This window comes from Streptomyces sp. NPDC048751, from assembly GCF_043198595.1.
GTDB lineage: Bacteria > Actinomycetota > Actinomycetes > Streptomycetales > Streptomycetaceae > Streptomyces.
Genome location: NZ_JBICUX010000015.1, coordinates 33945 through 54038, shown reverse-complemented (window position 1 = coordinate 54038; position 20094 = coordinate 33945). Strand labels below are relative to the sequence as shown.

Sequence of the window (20094 nt, the reverse complement as noted above, 5' to 3'; positions counted from 1 at the left end):
CTGATCCCCGTCTGCACAGCGCTCCCCGGCACCCGCGTCGCGCCGGCCGGGGCCGCACGCCCACGCACGGCCGTGCCTCGTACGGCATCCGTGCCTGGTGACACGAGTAGGAGAAGCCCTCCGTGACTGCACTTCCCGATGTCAGAACCTCCCGGTGGGCGGCACTGACCGCCCTTGTGACCGCCAGTGTTCTGCTGACCGCCTGCGGCTCCGGCGGCGGCGATTCCGGCAGCGGCTCCGGGCAGCCCGAGTCCGGCGGCACCCTGACCTTCGCGGTGGGTTCGGACGCCGGCTGCGTGGATCCGCAGCAGGTCGCCAGCAACGAGACCATCTACTCGGTGCGCCAGATCGTGGACTCCCTGACGGACCAGGACCCGAAGACCGGCAAGATCGTGCCGTGGCTGGCGAAGAGCTGGGACATCAGCTCCGACGCCACGACGTTCACCTTCCATCTGAGGTCGGGCGTTACCTTCAGCGACGGCTCGAAGCTGAGCGCGCAGGTGGTCAAGGACAACTTCGACGCGGTGCCGAAACTCGGCGCCCTGGGGACGCTCGCCGAGGGCTATCTGAGCGGCGTCAAGAGCACCACGGTAGTCGACCCGCTCACCATCAAGGTGACCTTCAGCCAGCCCAACACCCAGTTCCTGCAGGCCACTTCGACCCACTCGCTGGGGATCGAGTCGTCGGCGAGCGTGAAGAAGACCCCGCAGCAGAAGTGCAGCGACGGGGTGATCGGGTCCGGGCCCTTCGTGCTGAAGCACTACGTGCAGAACCAGTCGATCACCCTGGCCAAGCGCACCGGATACGCCTGGGGTTCCTCACGGTGGAGCAAGAAGGGCGAGGCGTACCTGGACAAGCTGGTGTTCAAGGTCGTACCGGAGGCGGGCGTACGGGCCGGAAGTCTCCAGTCCAGCCAGGTAGACGCCATCAGCAGCGTCGGGAAGGCCAACGAGGCGGCGCTCAAGGGCGGCCAGGTCAACCTCCAGCGACGGGCCAACCCCGGCGTCGTGTTCGGTCTCGGCCTCAACAATTCGCGGCCGGCCCTGAAGGACGCGAGGGTGCGCCAGGCGATCCTGTTCGCCGTCGACCGGCAGCAGATCGCCGACACCGTCTTCCCCACCGGCACCCAGCCGGCGACCAGCGTCCTCGCGCACACCACGCCCGACTACGCCGACCTCGCCTCCGGCCTGACCTTCGATGCGGCCAAGGCCAAGTCCCTGCTGGATTCGGCCGGCTGGAAGACCGGCAGCGACGGCGTCCGCACCAAGGGCGGCAAGAAGCTGAGTCTGACCGTCAAGTGGTTCCCCAACGCCTCCACCAACCAGCCCGCCCTGGAGCTGATCCAGCAGCAGCTCAAGGCCGTCGGTGTCGACGTGGTCCTCAAGCAGCTCCAGGTCACGCAGTTCGCCCCAACCCTCCAGTCGGGTGACTTCGACGCGGTGTGGGGGAACGTGACCCGCGCCGACCCGGACATCCTGCGCAGCTCCTTCTCCACCAAGCTGGCCAACTTCTACCACCTGCCCGCGAGTTCCCTCGACACCGCGCTGTCCGAGCAGGCCGCGACCGTTGACGCAGCCAAGCGCAGGCAACTGGTCACCCAGGCACAGCAGTCGCTCGTGCAGAACGCCTACTACGTGCCGGTCGTGGAGCTCCAGACCCAGCTGGGCGTGTCGAAGAAGGTGCACGACCTGAACTTCGACGCCTCCAGCCGGCTCCAGCTGCACGACACCTGGATCGGGTAGCACATGCGCCGCTATGTGATCAAACGGCTCGCTCAGGCGGTCGGGGTGCTGTGGGCGGCCTACACGGTCTCGTTCCTGGTACTGGACTATCTGCCGGGCGACCCGGTCACGGCGATGGCCAGCGCCGGAATGGACTCGGGGCAGGTCGATCCGAAGCAGATCGCCGCCCTGCGGCACGAGTACGGCTTCGACAAGCCGGTGCTGGTGCAGTACGCCGAGTACCTCGGCCGGGCGGTGCGCGGGGACTTCGGCGACTCGGTGTCCACCGGCCGCCCGGTCACCTCGACGCTGGCCGACGCGTTGCCGCAGACACTGCAGTTGACCGGCGCGGCGCTGCTGCTCGCGGTGGTCCTCGGCGGCGGTCTGGCGGTACTGGCGACCTACACCGCCCAGCGCTGGCTACGGCAGCTGCTGCTGTCGCTGCCGCCGCTGGGGGTGTCCGTCCCGACGTTCTGGGTGGGGCTGCTGCTCGTCGAGACGTTCTCCTTCCGGCTGCACTGGTTCCCCGCGTTCGGCAACGACGGCCTGAGGGGGCTGGTGCTGCCGGCGCTGACTCTGGCAGTGCCGACGGGCGCGCAGATCGCGCAGGTGCTCGCCAAGAGCCTGCTCACCGCGCTGGACCAGGCGTATGTGGAAACCGCGCGGGCCAAGGGCGCCGGCCGGTGGCGGGTCCATGTGCGGCACGCGCTGCGCAACGCGTCCCTGCCGGCACTGACGGTCGTCGGCCTGCTGGTGGGGCAGCTGATCGCCGGTTCGGTGGTCGTCGAGACGGTGTTCTCCCGCGACGGCCTCGGCCGGGTGACCGCGGCGGCGGTCACGGCCCAGGACATCCCGCTGGTCCAGGGGGTGGTGGTGTTCGGGGCGCTGATCTTCGTGACGACGAACCTGGTCATCGACCTGGTCTATCCACTCCTCGACCCGCGGATCGTGGTGGCCTCGGGCAGAAGGGCGGCCCTCGCATGAGCCAGAGCCTTGTCGACGAACCCGCCGAAGCGGCACTGGGACTGGCCCGCCCGGTCGAGGCGGGGCCGGAGCCTGAGCCCGGGCGCCGCGTGGGCGTACGGCGGCTGCTGCGGTTCGTGGTGCGCCGCCCGGGGTTGCTGCTGTCGGTGGTCGTCCTCGTGCTGGTGGTGCTGGCCTCGTTCTGGCCCGGCCTGTTCACCTCGCAGGACCCGCTGAAGGGCGTTCCGTCGCAGAACTTCCGCGGTCCGAGCGGCAGTCACTGGTTCGGCACCGACGAGCTGGGCCGCGATGTGTTCTCGCGGGTCGTCCACGGCGCCCAACTGTCCCTGAAGGCAACGCTGATCGCGGTGCTGGTCGCGTTCGTGGTCGGCGGGCTGCTGGGGGTGGTCGCCGGGTTCGTGGGCCGCTGGGTGGACGACGTGCTGATGCGCTTCGTCGACGTGCTGCTGTCCATCCCCGCGCTGTTCATGTCCCTGGCCCTGGTCACCGCGCTGGGCTACGGCACGGTGAAGGTGGCGGTCGCGGTCGGCATCGCCAGTGTGGCCGCGTTCGCGCGGGTGGCGCGCGCGGAGGTGCTGCGGGTGCGGCAGGCCGTCTTCGTCGAGGCCTCACGCGCCAGCGGAGCGCGCTGGTACTCGGTGCTGGGCCGGCATGTGCTGCTCAATGCGGCGGGCCCGGTGATCGTGCTGGCCACCCTCGACTTCGGCTCCTCCATCCTGGCCGTCTCCGCCCTGAGCTTCCTCGGCTATGGCGCACCCCCACCGGCGCCGGAGTGGGGCACATTGATCTCCGACGGCCGCAACTACCTCGCCAACGCCTGGTGGCTGACCGCACTGCCCGGGCTGGCGATCGCCGCGACCGTACTGGCCACCAACCGCATCGCCCGCGCGTTGGACGGCGAATGGTCCCGGCAGCGATGACCGACGAACGTGAGAACGGTGAGGACAGTGAGGACGTGACCACACCACTGCTGGAGATACGCGGCCTGTCCGTGTCGTACCGCACCCGGGGCGGCACGGTCGAGGCCGTCCGGGGCGTCGACCTCGACGTGTGGCCCGGAAGGGTGACCGCGGTGGTCGGCGAGTCCGGCTCCGGCAAGAGCACCACCGCGCACGCGATCACCCGGCTGCTGTCGGCGAACGGCCGGATCGACGCGGGCACCGCCCGCTTCGGCCGGCACGACCTCGCCTCCCTCTCGGAAGCCGAACTGCGCACCATCCGCGGGGCACGCATCGGACTGGTCCCGCAGGACCCGACGGTCTCCCTCAACCCGGTCAAGCGGATCGGCGACCAGGTCGCCGAGGTGCTGCGCATCCACGGTCTGGCGACACGCCGATCGGCTCCCGCCGAGGCCGTCGCCGTACTGGACCGGGCCGGACTGCCCGACGCGGCGGTCCGGGCGAGGCAGTACCCGCACGAACTGTCCGGCGGCATGCGGCAACGCGCCCTGATCGCCATCGCCATCGCCGCGAAGCCCGAGCTGATCATCGCCGACGAGCCCACCAGCGCACTCGACGTCACCGTGCAGCGGATCATCCTCGACCATCTCCAGCGCCTCACCGAGGAGTCCGGCACCGCGGTCCTGCTCATCACCCACGATCTCGGGATCGCAGCCGACCGGGCGCAACGGCTGGTGGTGATGTCCCAGGGCAAGGTCGTCGAGGCGGGCCCCACCCGTGACATCCTGGCCGACCCGCAGGACGAGTACACCCGGCACCTGCTGGCCAGCGCCCCGAGCCTGACCACCGCCCGGCCCCGCACCCCGGCCACCGCCGTCCCCAAGCCGGATACGGCGCCCCTGGTCGAGGTACGCAACCTGGTCAAGGAGTTCAGGCTGCCCCGCGCCGGGGACGGGCCCCGCACCCTGCGCGCGGTCGACGACGTCAGCTTCACCCTTCACCGGGGTCGGACCCTTGCCCTGGTCGGTGAGTCGGGCTCGGGCAAGTCCACCACCGCCCGCCTGGTGCTCCGTCTCGCCGACGCGAGTGCCGGACAAATTCTCTTCGACGGAACCAATGTCACCACCGCCAAGGGCGCCCAAGCCAGGCAGCTGCGCCGCCGCGCCCAGCTCGTCTACCAGAACCCCTACGCCTCGCTCGACCCCCGCTTCTCCATCGGCGAGGTGATCACCGAACCGCTGCGCGCCTTCAAGGTCGGCGACCGCGCCTCCCGGCTCGCCCGGGCCCGTGAACTCCTCGACCGGGTGGCCCTGCCCGCCGCGACCCTGGAGCGCCGCCCGGCGGAACTCTCCGGCGGGCAGCGCCAGCGCGTGGCCATCGCACGCGCCCTCGCCCTCTCCCCCGACCTGGTGGTCTGCGACGAACCGGTCTCCGCGCTCGACGTGTCCGTGCAGGCCCAAGTCCTGGACCTGCTGGCCGAGTTGCAGGCCGACACGGGCGTTGCGTACCTCTTCATCTCCCACGACCTGGCCGTCGTACGACAGATCGCGCACCAGGTCGCCGTCATGCGGGCCGGCCGGATCGTCGAGACGGGCCCGCCGGAGGAGCTCTTCACCGAGCCGCGCCACGAGTACACCCGCGAACTGCTCGCGGCCATCCCCGGCGGTCGTGTCCCCTCCCACACCGCCGAGACAACGAGCTGAGGACCGGCGTCGCATGAGCACTCCCACCATCACCTCACTGGCCTTTCTCACCCCGGGCAACTTCGCCGACGACGACCCGTACACCGGCCTGGAGGAAACCCTCCAACTCTTCGAGTACGGCGAACGGCTCGGCTACGACGGGGCCTGGATCCGCCAGCGCCACCTCGAGCACGGCGTAGGCTCCGCCGCGGTGTTCCTCGCCGCGGCCGGCCAGCGCACCGAGCGGATCGAGCTCGGCACGGCGGTCATCCCGATCGGCTACGAGAGCCCCTTCCGGCTCGCCGAGGACCTGGCCCTGGCCGACGTGCTGTCCCGCGGCCGCCTCCAGGTCGGCTTCAGCACCGGCATGCCGCACGCCGAACTGCTCGGCGACCTGGTGTACGACGGCGACTGGCGCGGCTTCGACCTGTCGTACGGCAGGATCGCCCGCCTGGTCGACAACCTGCGCGGGGACTATCTCGGCGGCCCGGACACGGTCATCCACTCGCCCGGCAACATCCAGCGCCCCCGCCTGCAGCCGCACAACCCCGGTCTGGTGCAGCGGATCTGGTATGGCGGAGGCAGCCCGCGCTCGGTTCGCTGGGCCGCCGAGAACGGTCTCAACCTGCTGTCCGGGAACATCGTCGCCGGCGAGGACACCGACGACTTCACCACCGCCCAGCTGAACCTGCTCTCCGAGTACCGGCGCAGCCTCGGCGACGACCGGCCGGCGGCGCGGGTGGCGCTCGGGCGGGTGATCGTGCCGTTCGACAGCGCCGACGCGGCCACCCGGGCCCGCTACCGGGCCTACGCGGCCAGTCGGCACGAGCGCACCCTGAAGCCGCAGACCCTGGCGGCGCTGGGCCCCAAGCGGTTCCTGTTCGCCCCGGACGTGGCCGGCACCGCGGAACAGATCCTGGAACAGCTGGCGGCCGATCCCGTCCTCGCACAGGTGTCGGAGCTGCGCCTGGAGCTGCCGTACGAGTTCCATCGCGAGGAGTACGAACAGATCCTGCACGACGTACGGCATCTGATCGCATCGGAACTGGGCTGGCGCCCCGCTTCCCCGGCGGTTCAGGAGGCAGGCTGGTGAGTGCTGATCCGGAGCGCCCGGTCCGGCTGGAGGTGCATGCCCGCGAGCCGTTCGCCGACGGCCATCGCTTCCCCGGGCGGGCGTACGCGCCCCGATGGTGGCCGTGCCGCTCGGCACCTACACCGGATGGAACACGCGAGCTCCCGGCCAAGGGCACGGTGCGCTGTACGAGTTCAGCGGCCCCACGTTCCCGTTCGCCGCCACGGAGGACGAACGGCTGATCACCGGCGACCCCCGTCCCAGCATCCAGAAACGCTACCGGGACTCGACCGACTACATCGCCAGGATCAGGGCCGCGGCCGAGGAACTCGTGGCACGGCGGCTGCTGCTCGAGGAGGACCTCGAACGCGCAACGTCGGCGGCAGCCGACTGGTCGCCTCCACGTCACCGCTTCGAGCTGCCGTGACGGTCAGGCAACCCCGGCGTACTGGACGGCACAGGAAACACAGGACATCCGCGCGTAGGGGCGTCGGGTGGCACGGCCGACGGAAACCAACGCTAGTCCGGATTGACGTACCAACCGCGCTGAAACCACAGCTGCCGTCGGCCGACGCCAGAGGACTGCCGGATGACTGCCGGATGACGGCGTACTGGGCACGGGCACCATGGCGGACGCGCTCGCCAACCATTGGGTCCGGGCCGGGCACGGCGTGGCCATCGGAGGGCGAGACGTGCACAAGGCGGAGCGGCTCGCGACGCACCTCGGGGGCAGCGCGAAACCTGCCAGTCTCCGCGCGGCGGCCGAGTACGGTCAGGTGATGCTGGCCGCGCTGCCCTTCGGCGCGGGGGCGCGCGTGGCGAGGGAACTGCGGGCGGTCCTGGACGGCAAGGTGCTGTTCGACTGTTCCAATCCGGTCGGTCCGGGCTTCCGGCTGCTGACACAGGGCGGTCTCTCAGCCGCACAGCAACTGGCCCCGGCAGCACCGGGAACTCATGTGATCAAGGCGCTCAATCTCTGCCACGAGGATGTGTGGCGCATGTCGCCGCCCATCTTCGACGGGCGGCCACTGGCTGTTCCGGTCGGCGGAGACGACGAAACGGCCCTCGCGCTTGTACACCGGTTGGTACGGCATGCCGGCTGCGAGCCCGTGGCGGGCGGCGGTCTCGAACGAGCGGGACTGCTCGAAGCGACCGCCGCGCTCTTCATCGGGCTATGGGTCGGCGAGAGAGCCGACGCCCAGGCAATCGCACCCCCGCCGGCCTATGCCGCCCGACCGAGACACGAGGAGCCAGAAGACGTCGACGACTCTCTTCGTCAGGAGTTCTAAGTGCTGGAGCGGATACGTCCAGTGTTCAACTCCGCGCGCAATGCGATCATTTGGGGTCATTGATTGCGATCTTGAGTATGCGGACTGACTCTCGGCGTGAAAGCGGGCCCTGGCCCCTCTCGGCCCCAAGTACCTTGTCCTCGCCCGCAGTTGGTGGTGAGGACACCGCGACTCAGGATACCGAGAACGTCGGCAGCGTCAGCGACCCGCACTCCAGGCCCTACGGCCACGTCTGACGAACGATTCGTCAGACGTGCGCACACGCGGCCTCACCGTGGGCAAGGTCTGCTCGGGCAACCGGCCGGCAGCAAGTCCTCCGTCTTCAAGATCCCCGGCTGGCAGACCTCGGCCCAGAAAAGCGCCGTCGGCGGCTACCTCAAGTCCCGGACGTCTCGGCGCACGCCAACCCCAGCCCCGGCGTCTCGATCTACTCGCGGGGCACCTTGCAGTCGGCGGCGGGACCAGCGCCGCAGCGCCGGATTGGGCGGCCTTCGCGCATTGCACAGCCAGTAGGCCTCTGCGGCCGACAAGGCCAGCCTCGGCTTCGCCAACCCCGCCCTCTACTCAGCGAGCGGCACTGGCTTCCACGAGGTGGTGCTGTCGTCCTTCACCACGTTCCAGGTCGTGCGGCGGTACGAGCTGTTCGTCTCGGCGGCCGTGTCGATCCTGCCGCTGCTGGTCGTGTTCCTGTGCTTCCAGCGGTGGATTGTGGCAGGGGTGGAACGGTCCGGGATCGACTGAGGGCTACACCGGCCGCCTGCCGGCCGCGACGAGTCCCGCGACCGGCTCCACATGGCGACGGCTGATCAGCCAACGGCCGTCCTCCTGCTCGAAGTCGTCCTCGACGAGCCCCACCACCGTCCAGTCCGCGGGCCGGTGCCGCCCGTCGGCCGTGCGGGTGGCGCTCCAGTGCCACACCGTGGCATAAGCCTGCAGGTGGGGCCGCCCCTCGGTCCACTCGATCAGGGTCTGCCCAACGACGTGCGCGACCGTGGGCTCGTACCGGACCCCCCGGCCCGCGGACATGAAGGCGGTGAACTCGTCGCGCCCGTCAAAGCGCTGGGTGGGTCCGGGCATCACGGCGTACTCGATCAGCGCGTCCTTCGTGAAGCACTCCACGAGTTGCTCGTACCGGCCCGTGTCCACCAGCCGGAAGAACTTGTAGAGGGTCCGATAGATCTCCCGCTCGGCCTTGATTGCGGCCAGGAGATCGTCGTTCGGGGAGGTCATGTCATCCCTTCCGGGCTCGCTGGTCGACGTTCCGATCCTGATGTATCGGACCGGCGGCGTCAGACCACGGTCACCGGGTGCCGCACCACCCCGTCGAACAGATAGCCCTGCGTGTTGAACACGGCGGCATCCGGTTGGGTGCGGCGAGCCGTGTCGGTGGCGCGGGCCAGCAGGAGCGTCGAGCCGTGCGTGCCGGGCGTCCAAGGGAGGGACCAGCGCGTCCAGGTGCCGGAACGCGGCCGGTCGTGTAGTCGGGCCCGACGCCAGCTCGCCCCGCCGTCGGTGCTGACGTCGACCCGCGCAACAGCGCCCGCGCCCGACCAGGACCGGCCGTGCAGCACCTGGCCTTGCCCCGCCGGGAACGACGCCACTGGCCAGCTCGAAGGCGCTCTTGATCGTCTGCCGGGTCAGCGGTGCGCTGCCCTCCTCCGGGTAAGCGGGGCCGAACAGCCGGTAGAAGGTGGTGTTCCACGGCGAAAACAGCGGCCGCGTGGACACCTCAATGTCGCCGACCCACTTGATCGACGCGATTCCCACCCACATGGATAGGCCCCCAGCGAAGTCGAGCGCAACCAGCAACTCGTCCTCCATCAGCGACTCGAATGCATGTCGACGCCCAGTACCGACAATAGGCTCAAGTCCCGGACGGTGACGCTGCTCCGTTCGCCAACTGAAAGTTCGCCAGGGACGCATCCCCGCCAGGGGAAGCGTCTTCACCGCATCGACCGGGGCGACGACCTCCCCATGGGCGGTACGCCGCGAGGTCGTCCACCGCCCTTCCCGCCCAGGACCCAGCGCCAGTTCACCCTGCCGCGACGCGATATCTGAACGGACAATCGCCAGCTCATCCCAACCGCAGGAATGAGACCACAGAGGGCTCACGACCGCGTTCGGCCCTGCTGTACGCGCCGCCACCGGGTGCATGCTCAACTCCATCGCAAACAGAAGAGCAAAAGCATTCTTCACCATCGTCGCATTAATTGATTTATACGACAAGAAGACTAAAGGCGCGCCAACGTGCCAAATCACCCTGCCAATCGATGCCAAGTACTACTGAAAACTCCTGACAGGTTCCCAGCTCACAGGCATTGTTGAGTGACAACTCTCTCTGAAAGTCTCAGTTGTTCATTCGTTCGCAGGGACATGTCCTGTCTCACTCAATCGAGCCGGTTCCTCAACGAACCGAGTCGTTCAGGCTTCCTTCTCGGCGAACCTGGTCGCGCGGTTGAGCGTGCCGACGGTGCTGGATGGCGGTACCGGCTCAGGTGGATCACGCGGGGCCGTGCATCGAGTTGTCGTACGTGGACGCGGTGCAGGGGGTGGTCCAGATGGAGGGTCACACGGTGAGGACGCCGCCGACGAAGGTACGTTCTGGCGGTGACGCCACGAGTTCGACCATGGTGCCGGCGCGGAGGTCGTCGCCGACGACGCGCGTGATCGCGTCGGTGAGCGCGGCGCCGAGGCGCGCGGTGATCTGGGCGGCGTCGGGGCGGTCGAAGACGCCGGCGCGGACGCCCAGGATCACCGAAGCATTTGTGTCCACGGCCTTGCCACCCTGCGCGAAACGGCCTGCGGGGACTCCGGCCAGGCGGACGCTTACGAGGTCGCGGGCCCATTCGCCATAGACGTCGACGACAGCGTCGGTCAGTGCGGCGACCAGCATGGGTTCGTTCCCGGTCAGCCTGTTCTCTGGGAGGTGCACGGTCAGATGCGGCATAGTGGACCCCGTTCCCTTTGAATGCAAAGCCTTTGGTTTTAAAGATATCTGGAAGAGGTCGCCGATGTCCACGGAATCGGACGGTCCAGCCGTCCATGAGGCCGTCCGCACCCTGCTGTTGCTCATGCCACGGCTCGTGGGCCGCGCCAAGCGCCTGCCCATACCTCCGGCGCTCCAGGGGCTGGACCTGGCACCGCGACACCTCGCGCTGCTGGCCCACCTGGAGTACGACGGCCCCACCAGCATCAACGAGCTGGCCGCTCGGCTGGAGGTGGCCCCGACGACCGTCAGCCTCATGGTCAGCGAGCTGTCACGGCCGGGCGTCCTGCAGCGCACTGCCGATCCCGCCGACCGCCGCCGCCGCATCATCGCCATCGCCCCCGCCTACGCCGCACCGATCGGCGAATGGCTTTCTGGCAGCGCCTCTGCCTGGGAACGCGTCATGCGCGGCCTCGCCCCCGCGGAACGCGCCACAGTCATCACCGCCCTGCACGCCTACGAGGCCGCCTTGGAGCAGGCGGGCGACCAGCATCGGAACGCGCAGCTGGGTTAGCGGGCTCGGCGGAGTCGGCATAGCGCGGCCTGCTGACACAGCCGCTCTCGCTTCTCACCAAGATTTTTCCGCCTCGAATCGCTTGATACTCCATGTCCGCAACGGAGTGATCACGCGAGTCCGTGACTACATGGACGGCTCAGGAGCCGCCAGCGCCAGGGCCTGACGGCCCGTCGGGGGCGGCGAGGGCGCGGTCAGAACCAGTGCAGGCAGTGCGGGGTGCGCTCGGCGCGGAAGAGGGCGTCGGCGCGGGTGGCCGCGTCCGGGTGGTGGGCCCGGATGTGTCCGGCCCGCACGAGCGTGCTCGGGGCGGTGCCGCCGAGGTACACCGAGCCCAGGTCGCGCACGTCCAGGGACAGGTCGGGCTCCCGGTCCGTCGGGACGCAGTCGGCCTTGTTGTCCTTGACCGTGAGCAGGTAGCGGCCGTGCTCGCCGAGGAAGGGGTCCTCGACGTCGAGGACGAGCTCGCCGTCCATGAACCAGCCGCGCGCGGTCAGCGCACGCGGGACGTCCAGCAGTCGCACCCAGAGCCAGTCCATGTCGCCGCTCACCTCGCCGGCGCGGAAGTCCGCGAGCTGCCGGCGCAGCGGGTGCTGGGGCGGAACGTGGTTGAACACGACCTGAGAGACCAGGTCGTGGCCGAGCACGAACCGGGCCAGGGCCGTGAAGACGGCGTCGGCGGCGGCGATGGTCTCGTCGACCGTCAGGGTGCCGGACTCGATCGAGTAGCTGGCGTAGCCGTCCGGGACGCCGTCGGCGTCACGGTGGACGGCGACGTAACGCGGCGCCGGAGAGATCGGGGGCTGCCCCGCACGCAAGGCCCACCAGCGGTGCGGCCGGGACAGCGCGCCGGGCTGGGCGCGGCGATACCGGTCGTAGACCTCTTCCAGGATGTCGCCGCACTCGGCACGACGCAGCACCTCGACCGAGCCGTTGTCCGGGCCGGTCGCCGACGCGTCGGCCGTTGCGCGCGCCCGGGGGTGGGCGAGGGCGGCCCGGTGGCGCTGCACCGTCAGCCGCTGTGTGTAGGTCGCCGGTCCGTAGCCGAACCTGCCGTAGATCGTGGCCTCGGAGGCCAGCAGTACGGAAAGGAACTCCCCACGGGACCGCAGCTCGGCGAGCTGCTGCCGCATCATCGCGCTGAGCACGCCCTGGCGCCGGTGCGAGGGCAGGACGCCGACGGCGGTCACCCCGGGGGCCGAAACGAGGGTCTCACCGGGCAGGGTGAGCTCGAAGGAGTGCGTGGCGGCGGTGCCGACGGGCCGGCCGTCCGCTGTCAGGGCGAGCATGCACCGGTCCGTCTCGAGCGCCGACCACCACAGCCCGCCGCCCTCGACCGGGGTTTCCGGGAACTGTCCGAACGCGGCATGGACGGTGTCGATGAAGACGTCGAGTTCCTTGTCGGTCGTGGGACGTATCTCCATCGCTGCCGCTGCCTCCTCGGGATACCGGCACCACGGCTGGTGGTGCCGAGCCACAATGCAGCGTCGACCCGGGGTCCGGTCAAACGAATTACTGCTCGGCGCGGACCCGGCCCCGCGCCGCCACCTCGTCTCGTCTCCCCGCGCCATCCGACGAGTCGTCACATTCGGTCGGCGCGAGGACAATCACACCCACCCCGGATAGTTTCTGGCCACAGCATCAGGGACCTGTCCCGGCCGCCCCGTTTCCTACACTGACGGGATGAACAACTACACGTGCACCCACTGCGGCACCGTCGGTCTGATGGAGGGTTTCATCGAGGATGCCGGCGAGCACTCGCGCGGGTACGCGCGCTGGATCGAGGGCGCGTTGGAGCGGGGCATTCTCGGCGGTGCCAAGCGGATGGGCCGGCCCCGGCGGCAGATAGAGGCGTTCCGCTGCCCCAAGTGCGGGCACCTGGAGCTGTTCGCCACCGGTGAGGTGTAGTTGGGCCAGGCGCGCGGGTGCGCCGCGCTACACCGGCTGCGGGGTGAAGGGCAGCAGTTCGTCCGCCCCGCTCTGGACGACCCCGTAGCTGCTCTCGGGTACCTCGTTCCAGGCGCCGGGGAGGTCGCCGAGGGGCTCGGAGACGACGAGGCGGGTCTCGTCGGACGCCTCGCGCAGGAAGGCGAGTTCGGGGTGGAGGGCGCGCAGGGACTCCACGTCGGTGCTGTAGTACAGGGAGCGGGAGGCGCCCTGGGTGGAGTAGCGGAAGGCCCACATGCGTTCGCCATCGGTCACGGCGATCGTCATCTGGAGCGGGAACTCCACACCGTGCCGGCGGCCGGTCTCCTCCACGAAGCCGGCCATCCGCGCGACGGCGCCCGGCGGATCCTGCTCCAGACCGAAGGTGAGCGCCAGATAGAACATCGTCTCGGAGTCCGTCGAGCCCTCGATGCCGGGAAAGAGCTCCGGGTCGACAGCCAGGGCGAGGTCGCGCCGGATCTGGTGGAACTCGGCGATCGACCCGTTGTGCATCCACATCCAGCGGCCGTGGCGGAACGGATGGCAGTTGCTCTGCTGCACCGCGGTACCGGTCGAGGCCCGGATGTGCGCGAAGAAGTGCGGGGAACGGACATGGTCGGCGATCTCCCGCAGATTGCGGTTGTTCCACGCCGGCCCGATGTCCCGGTAGACCGCGGGGGTGTCGACATCGGGCGCGTACCAGCCGACGCCGAACCCGTCACCGTTGGTCGTCTCCACGCCCAGCCGGGAGTGCAGGCTCTGGTCGATCAGCGAGTGCTGCGGCTTGTACAGGATGGTGTCGAGAAGGACGGGGGTTCCCGAGTACGCCAGCCAACGGCACATGGCTACCGCCTTTCCGGGTCGGAGGACTCGTCCTGCCGGACCACGCACAGGGCCCAGATGACGAACGCCGAGAACGCGATCACGACGATCGACCAGACCGGGTAGTACGGCAGGGACAGGAAGTTGGTGATGATGACGAGCCCGGCGATGACCACACCGCCCACGCGCGCCCACATCGACGCCTGGAAGAGGCCGACACTGACGACCACGGCGACGGCGCCGAGGATCAGATGGACCCAGCCCCAGCCGGTGAGGTCGAACTCGAAGACGTAGCCGCTCGTCGCGACGAACACGTCGTCCTTGGCGATGGCCATGATGCCCCGGAGGACGGCGAGCAAGCCTACGAGCATGAGCATGACTGCCGCAAAGACGGTCAGCCCCTCTGCCCACCCCCTCGCGGCGGTGTGCGGGTGCCCTGTGTGTGTCGCGGTCATCGTGCTCCCTCGTTTCAGTGTCGCGTGAGGACCTGTTCCTTCGCCCGGCGGAACTCTTCGTCCGAGATGTCCCCGCGGGCACGGATCTCGGAGAGCCTGGCGAGTTCGTCGACGCTGCTGGTGCTGCCGCCCTTGGCGGTCTCCCGGATGTAGGAGTCCAAGGCCTGCTGCTGGGCCCGTGCCTGCGCGGCCTCCCTGCGGCCCATGTTCTTGCCCCGGGCGACCACGTAGACGAAGACACCCAGGAAGGGCAGCAGGATGGCGAACACCAGCCACCCGGTCTTGGCCCAGCCGCTCAGGTCGTCGTCGCGGATGATGTCGACGACGACCCGGAAGAGCAGGATGAACCACATGATCCACAGGAAGAACCACAGGATGGACCAGAAGACGCTCAGCAGCGGGTAATCGTAGGCAAGGTACATCCCACTCATCTCTCTCCTCCGTTGCGGGCCGTGGCCCGGCAGCCGTTCCGTGCGACTCTCAGCGTGCGCACGGCGAGCACGGGCCGTCCTCACCCGAGGCGGGTGAGTCAGGGCACCGCCCGTCCCGGTTCATGGGCGCCCTCGCCCGGGGCGGGGTTCGCGGCGGCGAGCACCGCCATGACGGCCAGGGCGATCAGCACCAGGCCCAGGACGAGCACCACCGCACCCACCGTGGGACGGTTCCAGAGCAGGAGCGCCAGGGCGCCCGCCCCGATGGCGACGCCGGTGGTCCAGGAGCGGTGGGTGGCCAGCCAGCGGCCGGTCGACCCGGTGCGCAGGCCGGCACCGCTCAGCGCCTCCCCGGCCGCCGTGGCCCCCCGCTGGGACAGCGCCCGCACGCCGCGGGCGACACGCCCCGGTCCGTACAGGTAGGCCGCCAGGGCCGTGATCACGGAGACGACGAGGAGCGTGCGCGTGCTGTCGCGCAGGAAGCGGACGAAGGTGTCGTAGATCGTCGCGGCCGCGTTCTCGGGCAGCGCCGACGGGGGGACCGCGTCCAGATAGACCCGTCGTACGACGGCCAGCCCGACCAGCAGCACCACCATCATCACGCCGATGCCCACCGCGGTGATCAGCAGCATCACCCGGTGCCCCGGAGCGGTCCACACGGCGAGGGCGGCGAGGGCGACGGTCAGTACGGGCAGCCAGGTGCCCATGATGTCCAGCAGCCGCATCGCGTCCTGTGCCTCGCTCAACTTGTCCGTCTCGAACAGCGTGACCTTCTTGTCCGGAGCGGGGATGGCCGAGGCCTTGTCGAAGCCCGCGTCGACGAGGCGCTGCTTCACCTCGTCGACCACGGTGCCGAGGTCGAGCTGGATCGTGTCGCCCGTGGCGCGAATGGCGCCCTCCTGCGATCCGGTGAGCATGTTCACCACGGCCGCGTGCGCCTGCCGGTTGGCGGTCACCCAGGCCTGCTGGAAGACGTCACTGGTGATCACACGGCTGATGGTGCGCTGTGCGACGGTCTGGACCGCCGAGCGCAGCGGACCGGCGAGTGCGTCGGCGCTGTCGACCACGGCCTGCGGCGCCCCGGCGTCCTGGAGCACCTTCTTGAGCGAGTCCGTCACCGCGTTGACGTCCACGTTCGCCACGACACGGGCGGTGAGCTTGTCGATCACGACCTTCTGCACGTCGGGGTCGGAGGCCAACGGCTCGACCGTCTGCACGTATCGGCCGGTGTCGGCCACCTCATCGTCGACCCAGGCCGCGACGACGGCCAGCGGGGCGAGCAGGAGGGTCACCACCAGGAGAATCGCGGCGCCCGCCTTGCGCAGTCGCCGGTGACGTACGCCCGCGGCGCGACGCAACCGCTCGTACTCGGCGCGTTCCGCCGGAGTCAGCTCATGACCGCTCTCCGGGGTCCCGCCGGGGTGGGGCGAGTCTGGGGTGCTGCCCGGGACCATGGCCTCTCCTCGGTCGTACGTGCCGTCCGGTCTCGGCGTGGCGCGCGGCGCCGGGCGGTGGGTGTTCCGTGCGGTGCGGCTCGCCAACGCCAGCGTCCCGCGCGCCGTCGGCCACCGGGTCACCCGAGGCGGGTGATCCCCGGGTGCCGCGGAGGGCGGTGAACTGGTGCCGGAGCCGCGCGCCGACGCGCGGCGGAACGGACGTAAGGACGCGGCGGAACGGACGCAGAGACACGAGATGAACGATCCAGCGGCTGCCCGGAACGAGCCCGACCCACCGGAGCGGAGCACGCCTCCGGAGCGTGCGGGGGTTCGGGCGTCGGTCGTGTCCGTCACGAGGGCCCTGGGTGTCGCGGCCCTTGTCGTCACCGCGTACTACCTGCTGCCCATGGACAGGGCCGACAGCGCCGGTGACGCGGTGCTGCTCTCGTGCGGCCTGCTGGTGGTCGTCGTGGTCTTCCTGTGGGAACTGCGGGCCACCGTGCACTCGGCCCACCCCCGCCTCAGAGCCATCGAGGCCCTGACCGCCACGCTGGCGCTGTATCTGGTGCTCTTCGCCGGCACCTACTACCTCCTGGAGCGCTCCTCCGCCGGCTCCTTCAGCGAGCCGTTGACCAGGACGGACGCCCTGTACTTCACGCTCACCACGTTCAGCACCGTCGGCTACGGCGACATCACCGCGCGGTCCCAGACGGGGCGGGTGCTGGTGATGCTCCAGATGATCGGCGGGCTGCTGATCGTGGGGGTCGCGGCACGTCTGCTCGCCGGCGCGGTCCAGGCGGGTCTGCGCAGGCAGGGCCGGGACACGCCACCGGACTGAGCACTCCTCGAAGTCTTCGCTGAAGTCCTCGCTCCGCGGTCACTCCGGCAACTGACGCATCTCCAGCACCCGCAATCCCAGTGACTGGCAGCGGGCCAGCAGCCCGTACAGGTGCGCCTCGTCGACGACGGAGCCGTACAGGACCGTCTGACCGGACATCACCACGTGGTCCAGCTCAGGGAAGGCTCTGGTCAGCGTCTCCGACAAGTGTCCTTCGACGCGGATCTCATAGCGCATGGAGTGCTCTCCGCCAGGTGGCCTGGGAGGGGCGGGCCGCGCCCTTCCCTGCGATCGTCCGCCCCGGTGCACCGCCCGGCCTCACCCTGCGGAGGTGATACGGCCGTCCTGCACGGCGCCACCCGCGTCAATGCTTCAGGAACAGCTTGAAGGAGATGATCAGCAGACCGAGCAGCAGGTTCACCGCGGCGGTGGCGGCCACCATGCGCCAGGAGGCGTCGGCACGTCGAGCCGCGGCCGCCGACCAGCCCACCTGCCCCGCCACGGCAACGCCCAGCGCGAGCCACAACGCCCCCGGTACGTCGAGGCCGAGCACGGGGCTGACGGCCACGGCGACGGCAGGTGGGACGGCGGCCTTGACGATCGGCCACTCGTCGCGGCACACGTGCAGCACGATCCGGCGGTCCAGGCTCTGCTGCGCCAGGCGCGCGCCGAACAGCTGGGCGTGCACATGCGCGATCCAGAACACCACGCCGGTGAGCAAGAGCAGCAGCACCAGTTCCAGGCGCGGGAACGAGCCCAGGGTTCCCGCGCCGATGATCACGGAGGTGGCGAGCATCGACCCGTAGACACCACCGGTGTAGTCGGCCCGGGCCCGGCGCTCGGCGGTACGCACCGCACGGGGCGTGCAGTGCCCGGTCGCGGACATCGCGGCCTCCCTCGGGATCAGTGCCTCCGGCGTCAGTGCCTTCGGCCGAACGCGTCGGCATCGGACGGGCCCGGGTGGACCTCCCGGCCTCCCCGCATCAGTGCCCCGGGGCCGGCCCGGCCGCCGCCGCACCGCTGTCGGCAAGGTCCTCACGGCTCCCCCGCCCCGTCGGCAGATGCGGTGTGACCAGGAAGGCGGCCAGCGTCACGCCCCCGGTGGCGAGGATCGCCGCTTTCAGGCCGTCCAGCTGCGCCGAGGCGTAGGAGTCCGTCAGGGCGTCGACCTCGGACGCCGGCAGCCCGGCGTTCTCGGCGGCCGAGCGCACCTGGTCGGTGGGAACGAAGCTGATCCCCGACTCGAGGGCGACACTCGTCGCCCGGCGAGTCTCCTCCGACAACCGTGGGTTGTCCTCCACCTGCGCGGTGAAGGCGTGCGCCAGCGCGCCGATGAGCAGCGACCCGATGAGCGCGGTGCCCAGCGCGGAGCCCAGGTTCTGGGCGGTGAACTGGAGCCCGCCCACCTCGCTGCGCTCCTGCTCGCCGACACTGGACTGGACGACGTTGCCCAGTTGTGAGGCGAGCAGGCCCATGCCGACGCCGAGCAGGGCCATGGCGCAGGCGAACTGCGCGTCGTCGATGTCCGGCTCGATCGTGGCCAGCAGCCACACGATGGCCCCGAGCAGGGTCAGCAGGGCCACCCGCACCATCCGGCGCGCTCCCACCGTCCGCCCCAGCCGGGCGGCGACCATGGAGGCGACGAGCATGGCGACGGACACGGGGAGCAGCCGCAGCCCGGTCTGGAAGGCGTCGAGTCCCTGGACCACCTGCAGGTACAGAGGGATGGTGAAGAACAGTCCCAGCAGCACGAGGTTCTGGAACAGCAGCGACATCAGGCCGGACCGCAGGACGGGCCTGCGCAGCAGGGCCAGATGTATCAGGGGCTCGGTGCCCCGGGCGTCCCGGCGCCGCTCCCAGCGTACGAAGACCGCCAGTACGACCACTCCGGCGCCGATGACGAACAGCGTCGGCGCGAAGCCCAGGACGGTGAAGGGCGGATTGCGGGGCTGCACCCATCCCCACGTGCCGCTCTGCAGCACACCGAGCACACCGAGCCCCAGGCCCGCCGCCGAGAGGACCGCGCCCACGCCGTCCAGGTGAGGACGCGGACCGGTCCGGGGGAACTCCGTGATCACCCGGCGGAAGCACAGGACGGCCAGCACGACCACCACCTCACCGGCGAAGACCAGCCGCCAGGTGAGGTACGTCGTCACCCACCCCCCGAGCAGCGGGCCGACCGCGATGCCCGCACCGGCCAGCCCGCCGATGACGCCGTAGGCGACGGCCCGGTCCGGGCCCCGGTAGGACTCCGCGACGAGGGCCGCCATGGCCGGCAGCACCATCGCGGCACCGAGCCCTTCGATCACCGACCAGCCCAGCGCGAGCACCCACAGGGTCGGCGCCACGGCCGTCAGGGCCGACCCGACGCCGTAGACGACGAGACCGAGGAAGAACAGGCGGCGGCGCCCGAAGATGTCGCCGAACCGGCCCCCGATGATCATGAAGGCCGCCATGACCAGCGCGTAGAGTGTGATGACGGCCTGGATGGCGGTGACCTCGGTGTCGAAGTCCTCGACGAGTTGGCTGATGGAGACGTTCATGACGGACGTGTCCAGGACCATCAGGAACTGGGCCGTCCCCAGGACGATCAGAGCCCGCCAATGCCTCACCGTCTCCACCTCGCCGAGTCGGCCCGGGACGCCGGTGGGCATCGTTCGGGCAGCGACCGCCGCCCGACCGGCCGCCACCTCCATCGCAGCTCAGGAGCCGGATGGACGCCTCACCCGCCACGGGGGAACCTGCGGACGCGCGGCCGTGATCACAGACCGGCTGAGGGACGGTGGGCCGTGCGGTCAGGCCGGTTCACCTGGGTACACCTGCACGTGCTGATCCAGCAGGTAGCGGGACAGGCCCGCTCCGAAGGTGTCAGTGCCCTCTACACCGGCCCGGCGCACCTTACCCAGCTGATCGGCTCGTTCATCCGCCCCCGTACCGTCGGCCTGACAGCCGTGCACCGGGCACTGATATCGTCCCCGGGCTGCCGCTTCGCTCGTCCCCCGTACAGGCCATGCTCCACCTCCCCCAACCGCTGGCGCA

20 protein-coding genes and 3 pseudogenes are annotated in these 20094 nt (G+C 70.0%); 12 read left to right on the top strand and 11 right to left on the bottom strand.

Translation table 11 applies throughout. The annotated features are described in order from the left end of the window. The first annotated feature begins 122 nt into the window (after positions 1-122). The 8 genes and pseudogenes from ACGFNV_RS36795 to ACGFNV_RS36760 form a co-directional block, all read left to right on the top strand. Positions 123-1742: an ABC transporter substrate-binding protein gene (locus ACGFNV_RS36795; RefSeq protein WP_393628667.1), complete on the top strand. Its 1620-nt coding sequence runs from the start codon at positions 123-125 to the stop codon at positions 1740-1742. Between the two features lie 3 nt (positions 1743-1745). After that, positions 1746-2705, top strand: coding sequence for an ABC transporter permease (locus tag ACGFNV_RS36790; protein ID WP_393628665.1), 960 nt, complete (start codon positions 1746-1748; stop codon positions 2703-2705). After that, positions 2702-3625 (top strand): ABC transporter permease, encoded by a 924-nt coding sequence (locus ACGFNV_RS36785; RefSeq protein WP_393628663.1) that lies wholly within the window; start codon positions 2702-2704, stop codon positions 3623-3625. The genes ACGFNV_RS36790 and ACGFNV_RS36785 overlap by 4 nt, the downstream gene beginning before the upstream one ends. After that, positions 3622-5307 carry a dipeptide ABC transporter ATP-binding protein gene (locus ACGFNV_RS36780; protein ID WP_393628662.1) on the top strand — a complete coding sequence of 562 codons (1686 nt, stop codon included), beginning with the start codon at positions 3622-3624 and terminating at the stop codon, positions 5305-5307. Before ACGFNV_RS36785 ends, ACGFNV_RS36780 begins: the two co-directional genes overlap by 4 nt. A gap of 13 nt (positions 5308-5320) precedes the next feature. Further along, positions 5321-6379, top strand: a complete 1059-nt coding sequence (locus tag ACGFNV_RS36775) for an LLM class flavin-dependent oxidoreductase (RefSeq protein ID WP_393628660.1) — start codon at positions 5321-5323, stop codon at positions 6377-6379. A gap of 85 nt (positions 6380-6464) precedes the next feature. After that, positions 6465-6785 (top strand): annotated as a pseudogene (locus ACGFNV_RS36770) (alpha/beta hydrolase domain-containing protein); the annotation flags it as partial. Between the two features lie 199 nt (positions 6786-6984). Continuing rightward, complete coding sequence (locus ACGFNV_RS36765) at positions 6985-7647, top strand: NADPH-dependent F420 reductase (RefSeq protein WP_393628659.1); 663 nt, start codon at positions 6985-6987, stop codon at positions 7645-7647. A 588-nt stretch (positions 7648-8235) separates the two neighbouring features. Beyond that, positions 8236-8388 (top strand): annotated as a pseudogene (locus ACGFNV_RS36760) (carbohydrate ABC transporter permease); the annotation flags it as partial. A gap of 3 nt (positions 8389-8391) precedes the next feature. Here the strand turns inward: ACGFNV_RS36760 and ACGFNV_RS36755 are convergent. The 3 genes and pseudogenes from ACGFNV_RS36755 to ACGFNV_RS36745 form a co-directional block, all read right to left on the bottom strand. Further along, positions 8392-8877, bottom strand: coding sequence for a nuclear transport factor 2 family protein (locus ACGFNV_RS36755; RefSeq protein WP_393628657.1), 486 nt, complete (start codon positions 8875-8877; stop codon positions 8392-8394). 59 nt (positions 8878-8936) lie between these two features. Beyond that, a pseudogene (locus ACGFNV_RS36750) lies at positions 8937-9417 on the bottom strand (sulfite oxidase); the annotation flags it as partial. A 796-nt stretch (positions 9418-10213) separates the two neighbouring features. Continuing rightward, entirely contained in the window at positions 10214-10666 is a 453-nt protein-coding gene (locus ACGFNV_RS36745; protein WP_393628655.1) for a 4-oxalocrotonate tautomerase family protein, read from the bottom strand. Here ACGFNV_RS36745 and ACGFNV_RS36740 point away from each other — a divergent pair. Then, on the top strand, positions 10659-11147 hold the full coding sequence (locus tag ACGFNV_RS36740) for a MarR family winged helix-turn-helix transcriptional regulator (protein WP_393628654.1): 489 nt from the start codon (positions 10659-10661) through the stop codon (positions 11145-11147). The two genes, ACGFNV_RS36745 and ACGFNV_RS36740, sit on opposite strands and share 8 nt — an antisense overlap. A 194-nt stretch (positions 11148-11341) precedes the next feature. Here ACGFNV_RS36740 and ACGFNV_RS36735 read toward each other — a convergent pair whose 3' ends face one another. Next, positions 11342-12571, bottom strand: coding sequence for a GNAT family N-acetyltransferase (locus tag ACGFNV_RS36735; protein WP_393628652.1), 1230 nt, complete (start codon positions 12569-12571; stop codon positions 11342-11344). Between the two features lie 259 nt (positions 12572-12830). Between ACGFNV_RS36735 and ACGFNV_RS36730 the strand changes: the two genes are divergently transcribed. Beyond that, entirely contained in the window at positions 12831-13055 is a 225-nt protein-coding gene (locus tag ACGFNV_RS36730) for a hypothetical protein (protein WP_133931764.1), read from the top strand. A gap of 27 nt (positions 13056-13082) precedes the next feature. On the opposite strand, the gene ACGFNV_RS36725 is transcribed toward ACGFNV_RS36730, so the two are convergent. The 4 genes from ACGFNV_RS36725 to ACGFNV_RS36710 form a co-directional block, all read right to left on the bottom strand. Continuing rightward, positions 13083-13916, bottom strand: coding sequence for a class II glutamine amidotransferase (locus ACGFNV_RS36725; RefSeq protein ID WP_393628650.1), 834 nt, complete (start codon positions 13914-13916; stop codon positions 13083-13085). Positions 13917-13918: 2 nt separating this feature from the next. Next, positions 13919-14350: a hypothetical protein gene (locus ACGFNV_RS36720; RefSeq protein WP_393628649.1), complete on the bottom strand. Its 432-nt coding sequence runs from the start codon at positions 14348-14350 to the stop codon at positions 13919-13921. A gap of 14 nt (positions 14351-14364) precedes the next feature. Then, positions 14365-14781, bottom strand: coding sequence for an SHOCT domain-containing protein (locus ACGFNV_RS36715; RefSeq protein ID WP_393628647.1), 417 nt, complete (start codon positions 14779-14781; stop codon positions 14365-14367). Between the two features lie 98 nt (positions 14782-14879). Then, positions 14880-16235, bottom strand: coding sequence for a hypothetical protein (locus ACGFNV_RS36710; protein ID WP_393628645.1), 1356 nt, complete (start codon positions 16233-16235; stop codon positions 14880-14882). On the opposite strand from ACGFNV_RS36710, the gene ACGFNV_RS36705 reads away from it, so the two are divergent. Continuing rightward, complete coding sequence (locus ACGFNV_RS36705) at positions 16234-16371, top strand: hypothetical protein (RefSeq protein WP_393628644.1); 138 nt, start codon at positions 16234-16236, stop codon at positions 16369-16371. The genes ACGFNV_RS36710 and ACGFNV_RS36705 overlap by 2 nt on opposite strands. Positions 16372-16473: 102 nt before the next feature. Beyond that, positions 16474-17055, top strand: a complete 582-nt coding sequence (locus ACGFNV_RS36700) for a potassium channel family protein (protein WP_393628643.1) — start codon at positions 16474-16476, stop codon at positions 17053-17055. Between the two features lie 39 nt (positions 17056-17094). On the opposite strand, the gene ACGFNV_RS36695 is transcribed toward ACGFNV_RS36700, so the two are convergent. The 3 genes from ACGFNV_RS36695 to ACGFNV_RS36685 all read right to left on the bottom strand — a co-directional run bounded on the left by ACGFNV_RS36695 (position 17095) and on the right by ACGFNV_RS36685 (position 19667). Beyond that, a complete protein-coding gene (locus ACGFNV_RS36695) occupies positions 17095-17292 on the bottom strand; it encodes a hypothetical protein (protein WP_133931758.1) in 198 nt (65 codons plus the stop codon). Positions 17293-17419: 127 nt separating this feature from the next. Continuing rightward, positions 17420-17941, bottom strand: a complete 522-nt coding sequence (locus ACGFNV_RS36690) for a hypothetical protein (protein ID WP_393628641.1) — start codon at positions 17939-17941, stop codon at positions 17420-17422. Positions 17942-18038: 97 nt separating this feature from the next. Continuing rightward, positions 18039-19667, bottom strand: a complete 1629-nt coding sequence (locus ACGFNV_RS36685; protein WP_393628639.1) for an MFS transporter — start codon at positions 19665-19667, stop codon at positions 18039-18041. Between the last annotated feature and the right edge of the window lie 427 nt (positions 19668-20094).